Annotated in this window: 16 protein-coding genes; 2 read left to right on the top strand and 14 right to left on the bottom strand. The window is 46.6% G+C overall.

Features of this window, described 5'->3' with window-relative positions:
- Positions 1–168: 168 nt before the first annotated feature.
- On the top strand, positions 169–1,113 hold the full coding sequence (locus tag I8J30_RS13600; protein WP_210655125.1) for an aminoglycoside phosphotransferase family protein: 945 nt from the start codon (positions 169–171) through the stop codon (positions 1,111–1,113).
- A gap of 89 nt (positions 1,114–1,202) precedes the next feature.
- Here I8J30_RS13600 and I8J30_RS13595 read toward each other — a convergent pair whose 3' ends face one another.
- The 14 genes from I8J30_RS13595 to I8J30_RS13530 all read right to left on the bottom strand — a co-directional run bounded on the left by I8J30_RS13595 (position 1,203) and on the right by I8J30_RS13530 (position 16,193).
- Entirely contained in the window at positions 1,203–2,039 is an 837-nt protein-coding gene (locus tag I8J30_RS13595; protein ID WP_210655127.1) for a phytanoyl-CoA dioxygenase family protein, read from the bottom strand.
- 83 nt (positions 2,040–2,122) lie between these two features.
- On the bottom strand, positions 2,123–3,139 hold the full coding sequence (locus tag I8J30_RS13590) for a LacI family DNA-binding transcriptional regulator (RefSeq protein ID WP_210655129.1): 1,017 nt from the start codon (positions 3,137–3,139) through the stop codon (positions 2,123–2,125).
- A 51-nt stretch (positions 3,140–3,190) separates the two neighbouring features.
- Positions 3,191–4,030 (bottom strand): carbohydrate ABC transporter permease, encoded by an 840-nt coding sequence (locus I8J30_RS13585; RefSeq protein WP_210655131.1) that lies wholly within the window; start codon positions 4,028–4,030, stop codon positions 3,191–3,193.
- Between the two features lie 19 nt (positions 4,031–4,049).
- Positions 4,050–4,925, bottom strand: coding sequence for a carbohydrate ABC transporter permease (locus tag I8J30_RS13580; RefSeq protein WP_210655132.1), 876 nt, complete (start codon positions 4,923–4,925; stop codon positions 4,050–4,052).
- A gap of 112 nt (positions 4,926–5,037) precedes the next feature.
- Positions 5,038–6,378, bottom strand: a complete 1,341-nt coding sequence (locus tag I8J30_RS13575) for an ABC transporter substrate-binding protein (protein WP_210655134.1) — start codon at positions 6,376–6,378, stop codon at positions 5,038–5,040.
- A 325-nt stretch (positions 6,379–6,703) separates the two neighbouring features.
- Complete coding sequence (locus tag I8J30_RS13570) at positions 6,704–7,609, bottom strand: aldo/keto reductase (protein WP_210655136.1); 906 nt, start codon at positions 7,607–7,609, stop codon at positions 6,704–6,706.
- Between the two features lie 243 nt (positions 7,610–7,852).
- Positions 7,853–8,221, bottom strand: a complete 369-nt coding sequence (locus I8J30_RS13565) for a DoxX family protein (RefSeq protein WP_210655138.1) — start codon at positions 8,219–8,221, stop codon at positions 7,853–7,855.
- A gap of 145 nt (positions 8,222–8,366) precedes the next feature.
- Positions 8,367–8,831 carry a VOC family protein gene (locus tag I8J30_RS13560; protein WP_210655140.1) on the bottom strand — a complete coding sequence of 155 codons (465 nt, stop codon included), beginning with the start codon at positions 8,829–8,831 and terminating at the stop codon, positions 8,367–8,369.
- Between the two features lie 76 nt (positions 8,832–8,907).
- Entirely contained in the window at positions 8,908–9,186 is a 279-nt protein-coding gene (locus I8J30_RS13555; RefSeq protein WP_210655142.1) for a VOC family protein, read from the bottom strand.
- 62 nt (positions 9,187–9,248) lie between these two features.
- Entirely contained in the window at positions 9,249–10,136 is an 888-nt protein-coding gene (locus I8J30_RS13550) for a carbohydrate ABC transporter permease (protein WP_240547745.1), read from the bottom strand.
- A gap of 19 nt (positions 10,137–10,155) precedes the next feature.
- Complete coding sequence (locus tag I8J30_RS13545) at positions 10,156–11,046, bottom strand: ABC transporter permease (protein WP_240547746.1); 891 nt, start codon at positions 11,044–11,046, stop codon at positions 10,156–10,158.
- An 84-nt stretch (positions 11,047–11,130) separates the two neighbouring features.
- Positions 11,131–12,645 (bottom strand): ABC transporter substrate-binding protein, encoded by a 1,515-nt coding sequence (locus tag I8J30_RS13540; RefSeq protein ID WP_210655144.1) that lies wholly within the window; start codon positions 12,643–12,645, stop codon positions 11,131–11,133.
- A gap of 237 nt (positions 12,646–12,882) precedes the next feature.
- Positions 12,883–14,463 carry a helix-turn-helix domain-containing protein gene (locus I8J30_RS33990; RefSeq protein WP_210655146.1) on the bottom strand — a complete coding sequence of 527 codons (1,581 nt, stop codon included), beginning with the start codon at positions 14,461–14,463 and terminating at the stop codon, positions 12,883–12,885.
- The gene (locus I8J30_RS13530) at positions 14,460–16,193 is read right to left on the bottom strand and encodes a sensor histidine kinase (RefSeq protein ID WP_210655148.1); all 1,734 of its coding nucleotides are present in this window, start codon (positions 16,191–16,193) and stop codon (positions 14,460–14,462) included. Before I8J30_RS13530 ends, I8J30_RS33990 begins: the two co-directional genes overlap by 4 nt.
- Positions 16,194–16,455: 262 nt before the next feature.
- Here I8J30_RS13530 and I8J30_RS13525 point away from each other — a divergent pair, with 262 nt between their 5' ends.
- The gene (locus tag I8J30_RS13525; RefSeq protein WP_210655150.1) at positions 16,456–17,772 is read left to right on the top strand and encodes a type 2 periplasmic-binding domain-containing protein; all 1,317 of its coding nucleotides are present in this window, start codon (positions 16,456–16,458) and stop codon (positions 17,770–17,772) included.
- The last annotated feature ends 14 nt before the right edge of the window (positions 17,773–17,786 follow it).

Genomic DNA, 17,786 nt, shown 5'->3' with positions numbered 1-17,786 from the left:
GAATGGACAAATAAGCGCCGTACGGTTCGTTAGCTCATCCAACCTTGCTTCCAGAAAAAAATACGCCTACAATGATTGTATTCTATTCGAGAGCGAGCGTGATTGCAATGAAAACCATACAACTATTGGAAGCCGCAGCCATAACGCACAACACTTTCAGGAGGTTCTATGACAAATATAGATCGATTAAAACCCGCTTCAAAACCTGTCAAAATGCACAATAACGAGGTTGAGATTGACGCCTCGCTGGTGAGACGGTTACTCGAGGAGCAATTCCCGGAGTGGGCGGAGCTTCCGCTTACTCGGATACAGTCCAGCGGAACGGACAACGCGATTTATCTGCTTGGCGAGGATTTAGCCGTTCGAATGCCTCGCATTGATTGGGCAACTGGTCAAGCTGAATTGGAGCAGTATTGGCTGCCAAAACTTGCTCCACATCTGCCGCTTCCCATTCCTGCCCCGCTCGCTATTGGGGTCCCTGCCGAAGGTTATCCCTGGCAGTGGGCTGTCTATCGATGGTTTAAGGGAGCGGATGCCATTGTCGGGAGAATTGACGATTTGGGTCAAGCTGCAGCTGATATCGCGCAGTTCGTCGGCGCCATGCAGCGTATCGACCTTGGCAGCGAGGTCATACCTCCGTCATCCTCGCGAGGTATGTCGCTGGCACCGAGAGATAGCGGTGTTCGCAAGGCAATCGCTGAGCTGGAAGGCATAATTGATCAACAAGCGGCGCTCACAGCTTGGGAAGAAGCTCTTGGAGTACCCGATTGGGAAGGAGCTGGTGTCTGGATTCACGGTGACATTCACGCAGGGAACGTACTCATAGAGAATGGCTGCATTAGCGCCGTGATCGACTTTGGCTGTATGGGCCTCGGCGATCCCGCATGCGACATGCTGTTTGCTTGGAGTATCCTCACCGATGCAACGCGGCCTAGATTCCGTGCTGTGCTGCAGCCGGATGACGCAACCTGGGCTCGAGGCCGCGGCTATGCATTGTCGATGGGCTTGTTCGCATTGCCGTATTACAAGGACACCAACCCTGTATTTGCCACCGTCGCAAAACGAATTATTGATGAAGTGCTTACTGATTTCAAGAATAGATACGAATCTTAACTCGTACCGCGGAACGCCACACAGCACACACCAAAAACCGCATTGCAACCCTCTTCTCAGGGTGCAATGCGGTTTTTGCTCATTCACGTCTAATGCTTCGGCGCCGCAACAGGGAAGCCAATCTTCTCATTTCGCAGCAACCGCTGTGCTTTCACCGGCAGCTGATCGTACGTTTCCTGCGGAATTTGGATCGTGCCTTCTCGCTGCCTGTTCTCCGAGTAAATGAGGGCGATATTCGGTCTGTGCTTGTTCGACTTGTTCGGCGTGCCGCGGTGCCATACGCGGTCATCGCGAATTAAGATAGAGCCTGCCGGCATGAGCATCTTAATGCCATGCATATGCTCCGCGAGCTTGGATTTGTTGAATGCATTAGGCGCATACCAGTTATCCGGATGCAGATGCGTCCCGCCCGGCCATATCTCCATCGGACCGTTATTCTCGTCCACATCCACAAGCGGATAATTGACAATCAGGTTCGCAATCGGCAGATTCGCTTCATATTTGTCCCCGTAGCGCGAGGAAGTATCCGCATGAACGGGCTGTGATTTCTTACCGCCGGGCATGGAGGTATTCGTTGCAAAATAGGTCATTAAGCAATCCTCGCCCAAGATCCGATCCACGATTGCGGTCACGAACGGGTTCGCAATAATCGCCTCGTCGCAGAAAGGCTTCTCAAACGGCAAATAAAGACGAACGTGATTCGTACCGTCATTAAATCCATTTTTCGGATTCAGAATCTCTTCGCGATGCTCCTCGAAGTAAGGATCCAGTATGGCTGCGTAGCTGTTGAACAGCTCATCCACTTGAGCTCTTGGCAATACTTCCTCGAATAACACGTACCCGTTGACTTTGATCAGTTGAATCGCAAGCTCTAACGTTTCCGGGGATAACTTGCCGCTTTCCAATTCCTCGGCGCTAAGTCTCATCGCATACCAACCTCCACTTGAGTATTTATCGAATCGCTACTTAAACGTTTAGGATCATCCCGTGCACGATGAATACAGCCGAATTACAGTAATCGCTTAGTGCTCTCCCGTATGATCAATTCATTCTTGAGCACCACATTGTGGTCAATATCCGTTCCTTCAAGCATCTCGATCAGCAGCTTTGCCGATGCCCAGCCCATCTCGTATTTGTTCTGATGAACGGTAGTCAGCTTCGGCGAACAGTACGAGGAGAGAATGATGTCGTCATATCCGACTACGGATACGGAATCGGGGACCTTTCTCCCTCTCTTCTCAAGCGCTCTCATCGCGCCAAGCGCCATTAAATCGCTGGAGCAAAATACGGCCGTAACACCCGGATGTTCATCCAAAATGCGCATCATCGCTTGTTCCCCGCCTTCTTCGGAGAACTGCCCGTCGAAGATTTTCGAGGCATGAAAGGGCAATTCGCGTTCGAAGAGCGCCTTCTTAAAGCCCCTTAACCGCTGCTCGCTGACATGTGCTTCGGCATAGCCGTTGATCATCGCGATATTCGTATGGCCCCACTCCATCAAATGATGAATGGCCAATCGAACTCCTTCGATATTGTCGGTCGTGACATTCCCCAGTATTTCGTTGGAGAACGGGATATCGATTAGGACGCACGGAAAATTAGACTTCTTAATGACTTCCTCCAAGTACGGATCGTCCACCTTTAAGCCGAATATGATCGCTCCGTCTACATTTCGTTCCTTGCATAAGTTGTAATAGGATTTGATCCGCTGTTTGGAAGGACTGGTACTGAACAACAAGATATCGTAATTCATCTCATTGGCCCGATCATTGATCCCGCATAAAATCTCGAAGGCAAGATTATCTTTTCCCCCCGTATATTTGAGTCCCGAGAAAATAACGCCAATCGTGCGCGTCTTGCTCGATACCAAGCTTCTCGCTACCGCATTCGGGGAATAATCCAGCTCCTCGGCAATTTCTTGAATTCTCCGTTTGGTATCTTGGCTAACGTCATCATATCCGTTCAGCGCTCTGGAAACGGTAGTCGTCGACACGCCGGCCATCCTTGCAATATCTTTAATCGTCGCCAATAGCACTCACCTGCCGCAGTAAGAATAGGTACACGAACCATTTTGCTCCGATCAGCCTTTCACGCCGCCGCTGACAACGCTTTGCTGCACCTGCTCCTGAGCCACCATATATAAAATAATGCTTGGCAGCGTAACGAGCGTCAACGCTGCGAACAGCTGGGTGTAGTTGTAAGAGAATTGTTCCGTGAAAAACTGCAACGCGACAGGCAGCGTCCGATTCTCTGCAGATGCGGTCAGCATGAATCCATAGAAGAACTCGTTCCAGTTGCCAAGAAACATGAGAATGCCTGCTGTTGCCAAGCCTGATTTGGCAAGCGGCAAATTGATATAGAAAAATACCTGCCAGAAGGTAGCTGATTCCATATAAGCGGCTTCGTCGAGCTCTCTTGGTATGGACAGAAACGCAGCCCGTAAGATGAACAGCGATACGGCAAGTCCGGCTGAGATATATACGACAATAAGCGCCAGTCTCGTATCGTACAGTCCGGTTAGGTTAATGAATGAGAAAATCGGCTGTGCCGTTGCGTGACCGGGTATGAGCAGCGTAATCGAGAACAGAACAAACAAGATATGTTTGCCTTTGAAATCGAATTTCGCGAAAGAATACGCCGCCAGCGCATAGAACAGCAGCGCGATCAGCGTCGAAGTGACCGAAATCAATACAGAGTTCGTCGTATTGCTTAAGAAATTGTTCATCTTCAGCACGGAGTAATAGGCATGAAAATTAATGTCCACCGGGAGCGCGAACGGCGTGTTTAATATCGCTTTATTGGATTTAAAGGAGGAAACGACAATCCAGAGCAGCGGGACGAGCGATATGCAGACTGTGAATAAGAGCACCAAATAACTGAAAACCCCTACCAGGCCGCGTTTCAAAGGTTCAGCCTTCATAAAGCAGGATCACCCCCTGTCAGTTGTAGACGCTTTTGTTCATTTTGAACACTTTGGTCGTAATGGCCAGCACGCCGATCCCAAGTATAATCATGATCGTAGCGACCGCATTCGCATAGCCGAATTGATAGTTAATAATGCCATCGTAGAGCATGACAGAGATATTATAGGTGGAGTTGCCCGGCCCGCCTTTGGTCGTCAAGAAGATCGCTTCGAACATCGTAATTCTCGCAATGATCGATAAGATGACTGCTGTCCCGAGCGAACCGCGAATCAGAGGCAAATTGATCCTCCAGTGGATTTGCGCTTCGGTTGCGCCGTCGATTTTGGCCGCTTCATGCAGCTCCTTGGGGATTGCCATCAGGTCGGATAAAACAAGCAGCGTCACGATTACCGCATAGAACACCCAAGTCAAGCTGATTGCGGAAAACGCGTATTGCTGATCGAAGAACCAGTTCGTATGAAAGTTCGTGAAGCCGAGCTTTCTTATGAAATTGTTCAGCAGCCCCATCTGGTCATTGAAAATAAAACGGTAGATGATCGCCCATGCCGATACCGCGATTACGTTCGGAATCATGAATACCCCGCGTACAAATCTCCAGCCTACCGGCCGCTTAAAGATAATGAACGCGACAAGTGCACCGAACGGGACATGGATGAAAGCGGCGATGAGCGACCATTTCAACAGATTCATTAAGGAGACGATAATGGAGTTGTCATCCAGGAAGATCATTTTATAATTATCGAATCCGATAAATTTCGCCGTATTAAAGCCATTCCACTCCATGAATCCGGTTGTAAACACGGTTAGGATCGGAACAAAATAAAAAGTCAGAAAGACAAGCAGAGTAGGCAGGATAAAGAGATACACCCACAGCTTATTGTACTTATACATGACGGCATTCCTCCCCGAAGAGCGGTAATCGATGCATGCCGGTCTAGATGGTACGGGCAAGAAGCGCATTGGCGACCGCCATACGCTTCTTGCCGGCCCCATCCGGCCAACATTATTTCTTAAATTTCTCTGCTGCGTCTGTCATCGCTTTACAGAACTGTTCGGGCGTCATATCGTTTGTTGCCAGCAGCGGCAAGTTTTTAGCAAACAAATCCGAAACGGATTGCGGTACGATATCATAGATCAATCGGTTGAGCGTTTTCATTTTCGAACCAACTTCATCGTTTAACTGTCTCAGGATGGGATCCAGTTTTGCTTTCGCATCATCCGGCATCGGCAATTTGGGAGCAAAGCCGCCTTCCGCGACCAGGAATGCATTCAACTCTTCCGGTGAATAAATGAATTTGAAGTATTCAATCAAACCATCCACCGTTTCCTGCGGTGTATCTTTCGGAATGGAATACCAGTATCCGTCAGCAGAGCCGAGCGCAACGCCGTTCGGATAAATGGTCGCGCCTACTTTACCTGCGAAACCATCGGAGGCTTTGTCAGGATTGCTGAAATCCCCAACCATCCAAGGACCGTTCGCGATCATCGCCGTATTATCACTGAAGAATTCATTCGCTGCGATGGAATACGTCGCACCAAGCGCGGACTTTGTTGTGTAATCCGTCAGCAGCTTTTGCACCTTGGCAAAGGTATTGATCCATAACGGCGAATTAAAGTTCGTTACGATATCGCCTTTTGCCAGCAGATCCTGGCCTTCCGGCACCGAGGCAATCATAGCTGATGCAAGCAACATCGTCGTCCAGCCATTCTCGCCGGTCATCAGCGCTAACGGCGTAACCCCGGCCGCTTTCAATTTGTCCAGATCGCTGAAGAATCCGTCCCATGTCGCCGACGGCTCCGTTATGCCTGCTTTCTGAAGCAATTCCTTGTTGTAATACAGGCCGATCGGACGCTCGAAGGCGAGTGGCAGCGATACGATTTTGCCGTTCTTGTCCGTGTTATATTTCACTGAATCCTCAATCAGAATAGAGTTGATTTCCGGATTGTTGTCGATGTAAGGTTTCAAATCGAGGAGATCGCCGTTGTTAATCATAATGTCGGCAAGCTCTTTATCGACTTCGATAAGCGGGGGTAGCTTCTTCTGCTGGTAGAGGAGTTTAATTTTCTTCGAGTATTCGTCTTGCACGATTTCCTCGATTTCAATCTTGTACTTGCCGGCATATTTCTGGTTGAAGCGTTCGATCTGAGGAAGGTAGAAGATGGCTCCGACGTTGTTTCCGGTTTTGTAGCTTGGGAACTTGATGACAACTTCTTTGCCGGTATCTGCTTTGTCGGTGCCGCTGTTCGAATTTGCGGATTCGCCGCCATTATTGGTGTTGCTGCCACAAGCCGCCAACGATAGAACAAGAAGTAATGCAACGAGTAAGAAACTTATTTTCTTCACAGATAAACCTCCCTAATTTTAGCTCGTTACTTCCGCTTGAGTGAAGTATGACTGAAAATGCGGTGGGTATCAGTTCGAATGGTTACCATACTGTGTCGCATGAAAAAGTGGAACCCAAGCACTCCTTTCCGGTTAAAAATGAATTAGCGCCCCTTCCGAAACGTTTAAGGAAGACTGCGCCTTCATTATAATTTCAGTTGAAAGCGATTACAAGGCCGTTTTTGCCATTCGATCGAAGTTGTTATAATTCGACAAAATAGGCTGACGGCAAATAAAAAACCACTTCTTGTCGAAGTGGTTCGCTCTTTTTACATTTACGATTGATCTACGCTTTCGGCGACTGACCCGCTTCAAGGAGACGGCGTTTGGCTTCCTCATAAACCTCTTCCGAGAGTACGCCTTTCTGAGCAATCTTAATGTTTTCCGTCAGATGCTCCGGACTCTTAGTCCCGACGATCGTTGTCGTCAAGTCAGGGTGACTTAACGTAAAGCGCAGCAAGAACGCCGTGCGGCTTTCGCCCTCGTCCAACAACTCATCAAGCTTGGCCTTTTCCCAGGCTGCCCACTTATCTCCGTTGCCCAGCCCTACACCGGGTTCACCGCGTCCAACTCCTCCGCGGATGATGGTTCCGGCGCCTGATTGGGCTGCAGCTGAAATCACATTTTCGTGGTCGCGCTCCAATGCAGAATACGGGATTTGGAAGCTGTCGAATACGCCGGTTTCGATGTACTTCGTGATGTGGGGAAGCGTTGAAGATACTCCGATCCACCGCACTTTGCCTGTGGCTTGAATTTCCTTCAGCACATCAATCAATTGACCTTCATCGGTTTGTTCAATGGTAGGATTATGAAGCTGCATAAGGTCGATGTAGTCGGTCTTCATTCTTCTTAAGCTGACATCAACATTGCGCAATAAATTATCTCTTGTCCATACATGAGGCGTCTCATCATGATCGCCTGCATCGACGACCGTGCAGCCGCATTTGGTAGCTAAGAAATATTCGCTGCGCCGATGGCTGATAAACCGTCCGATGTATTCCTCGCTTCGTCCATAATCATAAGCGGTATCAATAAAGTTGATCCCGGCATCCAGCACGGCATTAAGGATCCGCTCCGCGTCGGAATCCGTGACGGGACGGCCACCCCAGATCCGAGGTCCCCGAATTTCCATTGCACCGAAACCCAGTGAGGTAACTTCCAGTCCGGTACGTCCCAATTGTCGTTTTTGCATCCATTTTCACTCCATTTCTGATTGTTATGCAGATCGGATGATGTGCTCTGGATTACGCCTTGCATGGTGTTTTTTCGTTCGCGAATGTCTGTCCTAAACGTCCCATTACTAAGAATATAAACAACAATGCCGAAATTGAATAGTACGCACTTTAACTTCAGTAGGTTACCTTGGGGTTAGTGCACCTATCAAGCCACGAAATAAATAAAGCCCACGAAACTAATCGCGGACTCCTAGAGCAGCCTATCCGAGAAGATTGGACAGATCATCTGCATATAGACTAACTACTCCGGCAGCTATCAACAGGTTTAACAGAGCCGGGAACAATTTGGCGAATGGATGTTTGACTCTAAGATGCGCAATCAGGGCTGCGATCATCATAACGCCGACCAATATTCCTGCCAATGCGGCATAGCCCGCTGACCAGTAGCCGATAATGAGTCCAACGCATGCAACAATTTGAACGATGCCCGTAATGACGCGGAACCACTGGGGAAGTCTAACCGAATCAAATAGGTCGACTTGATGCTTGGCTCCAGCCAGCTTGCTTCCACCGAAGAATGCCATGGAGAACAGCAGCCAGCTTTGTAGAATAATGGCTAGTATATGCACGTTAAATCCACTTCCTTTATCGTTTTAATCGGACACCAATCAGTGTCCTAATTCATAATATAACACCTTTAGGTGTCCTGTAAAGCATTTATTAGCACTCATCCGCTCATAATGAAAACCACGCCCAATGGACGTGGTTGAATAGTTATAGAGCCGACCCCTTATCAGGATCCTGCCAGACATTAAATTTATTCCCATCCGGGTCTTTAAACTTAAATTGCAGGCCGCATCCCCCCAGATCAACGATCGGTTCTACATGGGTTCCGCTCTGTCGAAGGGACGCATGAAGCGTAATAATATCATCGGTCTCGAAGGTGAGCGAAAACATTTCGTAATTGTCGCCTTCCCAATCATCCGTAACAAAGTTTGCATTTTTATTGCTCTTGGACTCGAGCAGAAACAACCATTGCCCATTGCCAAGGATAAGAATCCCGCCATCGTTTCTTGGCGTGCGATTATCGCTAATATGCTTTAAACCAAGGTATTTCATATACCATGCTAATGCTTTTTGTAAATCCGAAACCGGCAAATAGTTATGGGATACTCGTTTCAGAAGCGGTTTAACCTCTTGCTCTGCCTTCTCTTTCATTTTCAACAATTCCTCATTCATGCTCATCATCCTCCCATATTGATTATTCAATAAATAGACGAACGCCAATTCGAAAATCCGTCATTCCATTTGAAAATTATTGGGATTGATAGATGCCGAAACGGTTGTTGTCCGGATCGTGGAAGAAATAGTGTTTGCCTGTCATCACATTTTCTAATTCGCCAACTTGAATGCCATTGTTCTTAAGTCTGGCATACACGTCCATAATAGCATCAACCTCAAAAGATAAAACGGGCACAATCACGTCATTGATCATGTCTGAAGGTTTGAATGGTAATAAATAGAGGATTTGTCCCGATGGGAGAATCAAATCCCCATTCCGATCCGGAAACAAGCCAAATTGCACCATAGGCAAGGATCTTAATCCTTCTAAGCACAAAAAAGACGTTGCCCTTAAGTGGACAACGTCTTATCTGCTTACCCTTTTACCGCGCCAACGGTAATTCCTTTAACGAAAAATTTCTGGAAGAATGGATAGATCACCATAATCGGTAAAACGCCGAGCACCGCAACGGCCATTTTGATCGCTGTTGAAGGTAGACTTGCGGACAAGCTGCTGCCCATTCCGGTTGAAGCGCTGCTCATCAGGAATTGAACGTCCAACAGCATTTTATTGAGAAGAACCTGAATGCTAAACAGATCAGCGTCCGTGACATAATAGAGGCCGTTCAGCCAATCATTCCAATAGGACAAGCCTACGAGCAACCCCAAGGTCGCCATGATCGGCAAAGACATCGGAAGGACCACATTTAGTAAGATTTTGGACTCGCTTCCCCCGTCTATTTTTGCGGCTTCTATAACTTCGTCGGGGATGTTTGTCGTGAAGTAGGTACGCATCATAATGATGTTAAACGCCGTGAGCAGCATGCCCGGAACGATCAATGCCCATATCGTATTTTTAATTTCGAAATATTGCGTCCACATCATATACGACGGTACCAGCCCTCCGCTGAACAACATCGTAAAGAAAATAAAGAACGAGAAAATGTTTCTTCCGGGTAAATCCTTTCTCGATAACGGATACGCCATCAAGGTCGTTAATAGGATATTCGTTACCGTGCCGAGTATCGTTACGAACGCGGTGACCTTATAGGCGTTTACGATGGAGTTCGAATCCTGCAACAGAAACTTATACGCCGAGAAATTAAATGCCGACGGAATAAACGAATACCCGTTTTGAATCAGCATCTTCTCATCCGTAATGGATGAGACGAGCAGAAGCACGAATGGGAGCAAGCAAAATAACGCTAGCAGAATCATCATGAGATGCGCGAAAAGCTGAAATCCTTTATTATTGTCAACCAAGTTGATTCACTCCGTTCCGCTAAAACAAGGCGCTGTCTTGATCTATTTTTTTGACAACATAATTGGCTGCGATTACGAGGACGAATCCCACAATGGATTGATAAAACCCGGCTGCCGATGCCATCCCTACATTGTTGAGTTTCGTTAATCCCCGATACACGTAAGTATCAATGGTGTTCGTAACGTCGATCAAAGCGCCGCTATTCATCGGAACCTGGTAGAATAACCCGAAGTCGGAATAAAAGATTTTACTGATACTCATTAATGTCAGGATGATGATAATGGATTTGAGTCCGGGAAGCGTAATATGCTTCATCTGTTTCCAACGGCTCGCCCCGTCGATCACCGCGGCTTCGTAATAAGACTTGTCGATGCCGACCAGCGTCGCATAATAAATAATGCAGCTATACCCAAAGGACTTCCAGATGCTTACGATAACGATGATATAGGGCCAGTATTTTGCCGTCGAATACCAAGAAATTGGATTCAAGCCGCGCGGTTCCAAAATACTGTTATTGATAAAGCCCGATTCCGAGCTCAGAAAAGCGAACACCAGATAGCTCACGACAACGATCGAAATTAAATGGGGGAGCAGAATGACCGTTTGATAAGACTTCCGCGCCGCATTTTGACTAATCTGATTGAGTAACATGGCGACGCCTACCGCGATAACGGTCCCCAGTACGATAAAGACTACATTGTACAGAATCGTATTTCGGGTTATCGTCCATGCCTCATTCGTCTTGAACAGAAATTCGAAGTTTTTGAATCCGACCCAAGGGCTGTCCCAGATCCCGATCTGATAGTTGATCTTCTTGAAGGCAATCACAAGACCGCTCATCGGGATGTAGTTATTGATCAAGATATAGATACATCCCGGAATGAGCATCAAATAGAGCGGAATAAACATTTTGAATCTTTCTATCTTTTTTTTGGTGAGCAGTAACATGGCACCCTCCGCTTATCCTCTATCCGCCGAATAGGTCAAGAGCTCTTATTTATTCGCCGCGAGCCATGCATCCAGCTGCTTTTGTTTTTCTGCGATAATTTTGTCAACGCCGGCAGCCTTTAATTCTTCTAAGTACTTAGGCAGCGTCTTCTCAGGATCCAAGGTACCCGATTCCAAAGCCAGAGCGAATTTCGCGTCAACGTTGCTTACCATCGTAATTTCATTCGCCACGCTTTCAGCATTGAAACGGAAACCTTTCGCCGGAGATTGGTGTGCGGAACTGTTATACTGTTGCAGATAGTCCCATTTATCCTCAGGCTCGCCTTTCCAGATATAGGCGATCGAAGCGTTAGGCGTTGCCCATGGCAGAGACATCCAGCCCGTATTCCCTCCGTCTACACCTTGCGGATAGTCGATTATGCCCTTCGCTTCATCCACCATCACGTAGTTACGATCTTTGACGCCATAGACAAGCAAGTTTGAAATATCCGCATTCGTGTGCACCAGATTCAAGAACTCGATCGCTTTTTCCGGATTTTCACTGCTGCTTGCAAGCGACCATCCCATTCCGGAAACATGCCCCGTAATCGAGAACGGCTTCGTCAGTTCAATGACGGTGAATGGTTTGCCTACTTGCTTTGCGATGTCATCGACGTTGCCCGGATTCAATCCGCTGAAGCCGCCCATCACTTTGCCGGCTTTGAGCAGGCTGATTCTGCTTTCGGAGTTGTTGGCTGCGTCCGGCATGACCAGACCGCTGGTCGACCACTTGTACATATGGTTGACGAAGTCTTTATAGCTGTCCGTTTCGATCATGTTAACCACTTTCGTGCTTTCTCCCAATCCGTCGATAACCCCTGAGCCCGTGCCTAGATTATCTTCCGTGCCCGGACGATAGACGTTCGTGAAATCAAGCCCAATCGGATACATCTCGGGATGCAATTTTTTCGCTTTCGTCATGATTGCCTCAAGCTGGTCATAGGTTTTCACTTCTTCAGGCTTGAAGCCAACTTCGTCGGCAATTTCTTTCAGCATAATATAGCCGTAATTCGTCGCTTTTTCTTTTGCGGTCGGGATTGCGTAGATTTCATTGTTAATTGATACTGCTCGACGATCGCCTTCGCTCAAGTTTTTCAGAATGTCTTGTCCATGGCCTTCAAGCAGTTTCGTCATCGGCAAAATTTGACCGCTGCTCGAGAGCGAGCTGATATCCAGGGCGAACGTAACGAACAGATCCATCTTTTCACCGGACGACAAAGACAGGTTAGCCTGTTGTTGGAACGACCCGAAACCGACTCTTGTGATGTTGACGTCCGCATTGATGAGCGGTTTCGTAATTTTACTGATTTCATCCTCTACGGCTTGAACGTCTTCCTCCTTGCCGTCGCCTACCATCAAGAGATCAACCGTGTATGGTTTCTCCGCGACCGCGTTTTGGGACGGCTTGGCGTTCTCGCCGCCTGAGGTGTTGTTGGTGCCGTTGTTGCTGCCGCAAGCAGTAAACAATGCAGTCGACAAAGCCAATACCGAAAGTAACGTGAACATCTTTTTCTGTTTCATTGCTGTAGACTCCCCTCGAAACCTTAGTATGTGATAAAGCTTGTATTCATCTTAAATAAAATACAGGTTCTCTCTCTACCGATCTTGTTACGTTTATTATCACTTTTAATCCTGTCCAGCACCGAAGCAATGGCCATTGTTGTAAATGTATCTTTTCGCTGTTCAATTTGTAACTTCAAAGCGAATACCCTCTCGCGCGCCAGCAAGCATGCGGAGGGTATTCCTTTGCTTTCCCTATTACCCGCGATCCTCGGCGGGCGTGACGTTATACGTCTTCTTGTACACCTGAGAGAAATGGGAGAAGTTCGCGTAACCGACCTTCATCGCGATAATGCTGATCGGCAGCTTGGTGGATTTGAGCATGGCTTGTGCCAGCTTCATCTTCTCCGTCACGATAAATTCCTTCAGAGACGTTCCCGTCTCAGATTTAAATAATCGGGACAAGTAGTTCGGATTCAAATAAACTTCCCTGGCAATATCCGTGCGCCGGATATCTTGATCGATATGATCGCGGATATACTGGATAATAAGATCGACTTGATTTTTCATTTCTTCTTCTGATCCGGGAAACAGCTTGAAAAACTTCGTCGTATAGGCAATCAATTCTTTCATATCGTCCACGTTCGAATAAGAGTTTAACCATTTCTCGAGACGGTGCTCGTCTTGGAAAATGCGATCAAGCGGAATATCTCTCGTCTCCGCGGTCGTATATAGCATCTGCATAAACTGCTGATAGAACCTCTTTAGAAATTCAGCGTCGATTTTTCCGTCGATCGCCAGTTGATTCAATAAAGCACAGGCTTGGTCGTGAACGACTTCCGTATCGCCTTGCTCAAGCAATTTGCTCCACATTCTCACGTTCGGAATCGAATAGGAAACGGTCTGTTGTTCGATTCGATCCTTCAAATGAAACACTTTGCTCGCGAGTGACACATTGTTCTGCATCATCTCGAGCAGCTGTCCTGCCTGCTCGGGCGCTTCCGAAACGACGATTCTGTCGCCGGTATAACAGGCGATGTCGCAGCCGTAATAAGCATGGTAGACCTCGATCAATTTATTCAACTGCCGCAAAACGCCCTCTTGATCGATCAGCTGCCGCTCGGGGGAATACACGAGCAACAACAATTTTCCGTCTTCGATTTGGGCGACCAGCACCTGCTGGCCGTATCGCGCGAACAGCTCCGTTACGATATTGCCGATCGTAAATTTCAACATCCCATTGCGCCAGGATTCCATCGTCTCCTTCAAACGAAAGACATTCAACGTCACGAGGTAGACTTGATCTTGCGGATCCAGCGAAACCTGAATTTGGCTAAGTTCCTTGATGAAGCTTGCCGAATCTTTACTTTTGCGGAATATCCAATCCTTAAAAATATTATCCAGCAGGATCTCTTTGTTTTGCTGAAACATCTTACCGTAAGCGTAATACTTTTTCGTTTCGTTCTTCTGAATGATCTTTTGAATGGCGTTTCGGATCGTGCTTTCGATCGTTTCATACCTCGCGGGTTGGAGAATATAATCGAATCCCCCCAGCTGCATCGCCGTCTTCGCGTATGTAAAATCGGCGTGCGCCGTTAAAAAAATGCATTCGATGTCGATCTTCCGATCCCGTGTCCACTGGTATAAACTTAGCCCGGTTTCAGCCGGCATTTCAATATCGCACAGCATGATATCGATGGGGCGGCTGCTTAGAATTTCTCGCGCTTCGAAAGCATTATAAGCTTTCAGCACGTCCTTTACGCCGATTTTCGCCCAGTCGATTCCGAAGAACAAGCCATCTACCACTTGCGTCTGATCGTCTACGATGAGTACGTTCACCTGGAAACTCTCCCTTTCTCTTCATCCGAATGATACGGAATAAATATATCGATGCAAGCACCGCCTGAAGTGCTGAATAAAAACGTGCACTTATTCTGATAAATCACATTGCATCTTCGGATCACGTTCAATATGCCGACATGGTCCTTCGAAGAAGACGGATTCGGATCATTCAACAGGACAAGCATCTCATCAGAGAATCCGGCTCCGTTATCCATGACCGTAATGTTAACGAATTTATCTTCATTCGTTTCAAGCAGAGCGGCTTTGATCGAAATGATTAACGGGCCATGGATGGAAACGGCATGTTTAATGGCATTCTCTACAAACGTCAATATCGAAATCGGCGGAATCCGAAAATCCTTTAACCGGCCGTCTACGTTCGTTTTGCAAATCAATTTACGAGAAGCGCTCATCTGCTGTAATTGCATATAGTTCTCTACGCTTACGATTTCATCCGCGAGCGGGACCAAGGAAGAGTTCTCTTGGAACATATATCTTAAATGCCGCGACAGTAAGAGGATCATTTCCTGTATTTGATCGTATTTCTTCTGTTCCGCGATCCCGAACAAGTTTTTAAGCACATTCAAGTAGAAATGCGGTTTAATCTGAATTTGCAAAAATTGCAGCTCCGCCTGCTGCTTCTTCATCTCTTTCTCATAGCTTTCGATTTTCAAATCTTTGATTTCCGTCATCATTTCATTGAAGGTACTGCTCATTTGCCTAAATTCGTTGACGCCGGAGCTTGTACTCATGGTCGCATTCACATGCCCGTTCTTGATTTGTTTCATCGTGGCCATCATTCTCTTCAGCGGTTTAAAGTAAGAACGCTCCAATAACAGGAACGAAATAAACATCAGCAATAAGATGAACACGGAGCCGACCAAGAAAGCGATTTGGACCGTGTCCAGATTGAACAGGAAACCTCGATACGGCATGATATAAATATAATTTAATTTGGCAGAAGCCGAGTAGTTCTGCACAATAAAATACTTTTGGGGACTGCCGGAAATATAATGGGTTTCATTATGCTTTCGAATTGCTATTCCCTTGTCCTGAATCGTAGCGATGGAAGTCAGCGGCACACCCTCTTGTGTGGCGAAGGCGAAGAAACTGCCTCCTTGCTTTTGACTGAAATGCTGCGGCATGATCATGTCATTGAAATCGATCATACAAACCGTAAATGTATCCCGGGATCCTAATATACGGAACAAATAATAGCTGCCGTTGATTTCTTGCGGGAACCACCCCCGCGACCGATAGTTTTCTTTCGTTTGAAGGACGGCTTTCAAAAAACTTTCGGTACCCTCTCGTACGTCATGGGAATAGTTATGACGATACGTTTTATAAAAGAGGTTATTCGGCTTGGAATAAACGAACATGCCCCCGATAATTTCATTCGTCTGAAAATAGCCCTGGTATTTCTTCATCATGTCTTGCGCATAAAATTGCAAATCTATCGGATCCTGTTTAAACATTAATTTCATAAAACTGGTGTCGCTCGATACTAAATTCGACATATAGGTATCCGCATTGCTTAGATTTTTTTCGAACGCGTTCTGATACAGCATAATGGAATTCCGATTCGTTTGTTCAATTTTGTTATTTAATACGTTGACTACATAAATATTGTAAATGATTAGCAGCAGTACAAGCGGGATAACAAAAATCATCATGATAAACACAACTTGCTTCTTCGAAGACAAACTCCATTTCACAGCCAACATCATCTCACCGTCTTATCTCCATTATGTCCCACAACTACAGCAAGTCTGATTATAGCATCTTATCAAAAACGACCTCTCAAAACTACGTGCGATTCCGCCTCGAACTAACTAGGCCATTCTCCCTAGCGATATGATCCCATGTTCCCTTGTCACCCGTCATTATACAAAATTATCCTTTAATAATAGAAATATAGCCCTATCCTAAATTTACTAATAATCTTATTCTGAAATAGATACATAAACCATATTGGGAGGTTCATTTACAATGAAAAAGAGACTTCTGGTCCCAGCGCTTAGCGTAGTACTTGCGTCGACAACTGTCTTAAGTTCAGCTGGTGCGGCAACAAAATCCGACACCATCGTGATCAGACATACGCAATTGGGCGAGGCGAAACAACAACGTTTCAATATCCTTAAAGATGTCTTGAACAGGGTTTCAAAAGAAGTTCCCGGAGTAAAATACAAACTGGACGGCGTAGATTCGGACGTCAACCGCAAAGAGAAATTACGTTCTGAAATGGTCGTTAACAAAGCGCCTGCAATCTTCGATCTGTTCGGCGGAGCTGATACGCAGCTTTACGTTGAAGCAAACAGACTGCTGGATCTAACACCGATTCTGAAAGAGCTCGGCTTGTCTAATAAGTTTATTTCCTTGGATGAATTTAAAGTGAACGGCAAAATATACGGTCTGCCAATCGGCGGCTACCAAGAAGGTTATTTCTACAATAAAGAGTACTTTAAAGCCAAAGGTCTGAAAACTCCTAAAACATTGGCAGAACTTGAGACATTGGCTGCAACGATTAAAAAAGACGGCAAAACGCCTTTCGCGCAAGCATCCAAAGCCGCATGGGTACCGTTAATGACAGCCAACACCCTGTGGGCCCGTTATGCAGGTCCGGATATTACGAATGGCTTCACAACCGGTAAAACGAAATGGAACAGCGCTCCAATGGTAGCAGCCTTTACGAAGTACCAAGATTGGGTGAAAAAAGGCTACTTTAAACAAGGCGAACTCGGTTTGGATTATGCCGAACAACGCAACCAACTCATTCGTGGCGAGGCTATTATGATGTATGACGGTTCGTGGGCTTCCAGCGTATTCGCGGATCCTAAACAAGCCGGAGATTTGACTAACAAAGTGGGCTACTTCCCATTGCCGTCGGTAGCCGGTGGAAAAGGCAGCCAAACAGCCGTTAACGGTGGTTTCTCCAACGGTTACGGTTTCTCCGCCAAAGTTAAAAACGACAAAAAGCAATTAGCGTTTGTTAAATCGTTTATCAAGAACATGTACAACGATGAAATGCAAATTCGCGGGCTTGAAGCAGACGGCGTCCTGCCTTCCATGAAAGTAAACAGCACGAAATTGGCTAAAGCCAAAGCCTCCAACCTCGTAAAAGAAATTATCGAAGTAGGCAACAAAGCAAGCGGCGCTTTCCCGGCATTCGATTCCTTGGTTCAGCCTGATGTCAATACGGCGCTCAGCGAAGGCATTCAAAAACTAATCGGACTCAAAATTACGCCTAAAGCCATGCTGGACGCCGTGCAAAAAGCTCAGAATGCAGCAAACAACGACGATTTCTAAATGATATAAGCAAG

Origin of the sequence: Paenibacillus lignilyticus (assembly GCF_017942085.1) — a bacterium.
Lineage (GTDB): Bacteria > Bacillota > Bacilli > Paenibacillales > Paenibacillaceae > Paenibacillus_Z > Paenibacillus_Z lignilyticus.
Note: the sequence above shows the minus strand (reverse complement) of the source record. Positions and strands in the feature narration are given on the sequence as shown.

Bases quoted from the DNA above. Each gene is read 5' to 3' on its own strand.
- I8J30_RS13580 (WP_210655132.1), bottom strand. From the start codon at position 4,925: ATGTATAAGTACAATAAGCTGTGGGTGTATCTCTTTATCCTGCCTACT.
- I8J30_RS13595 (WP_210655127.1), bottom strand. From the start codon at position 2,039: ATGAGACTTAGCGCCGAGGAATTGGAAAGCGGCAAGTTATCCCCGGAA.
- I8J30_RS13570 (WP_210655136.1), bottom strand. From the start codon at position 7,609: ATGCAAAAACGACAATTGGGACGTACCGGACTGGAAGTTACCTCACTG.
- I8J30_RS13560 (WP_210655140.1), bottom strand. From the start codon at position 8,831: ATGAATGAGGAATTGTTGAAAATGAAAGAGAAGGCAGAGCAAGAGGTT.
- I8J30_RS13585 (WP_210655131.1), bottom strand. From the start codon at position 4,030: ATGAAGGCTGAACCTTTGAAACGCGGCCTGGTAGGGGTTTTCAGTTAT.
- I8J30_RS13540 (WP_210655144.1), bottom strand. From the start codon at position 12,645: ATGAAACAGAAAAAGATGTTCACGTTACTTTCGGTATTGGCTTTGTCG.
- I8J30_RS13530 (WP_210655148.1), bottom strand. From the start codon at position 16,193: ATGATGTTGGCTGTGAAATGGAGTTTGTCTTCGAAGAAGCAAGTTGTG.
- I8J30_RS13600 (WP_210655125.1), top strand. From the start codon at position 169: ATGACAAATATAGATCGATTAAAACCCGCTTCAAAACCTGTCAAAATG.
- I8J30_RS13525 (WP_210655150.1), top strand. From the start codon at position 16,456: ATGAAAAAGAGACTTCTGGTCCCAGCGCTTAGCGTAGTACTTGCGTCG.
- I8J30_RS13545 (WP_240547746.1), bottom strand. From the start codon at position 11,046: ATGTTTATTCCGCTCTATTTGATGCTCATTCCGGGATGTATCTATATC.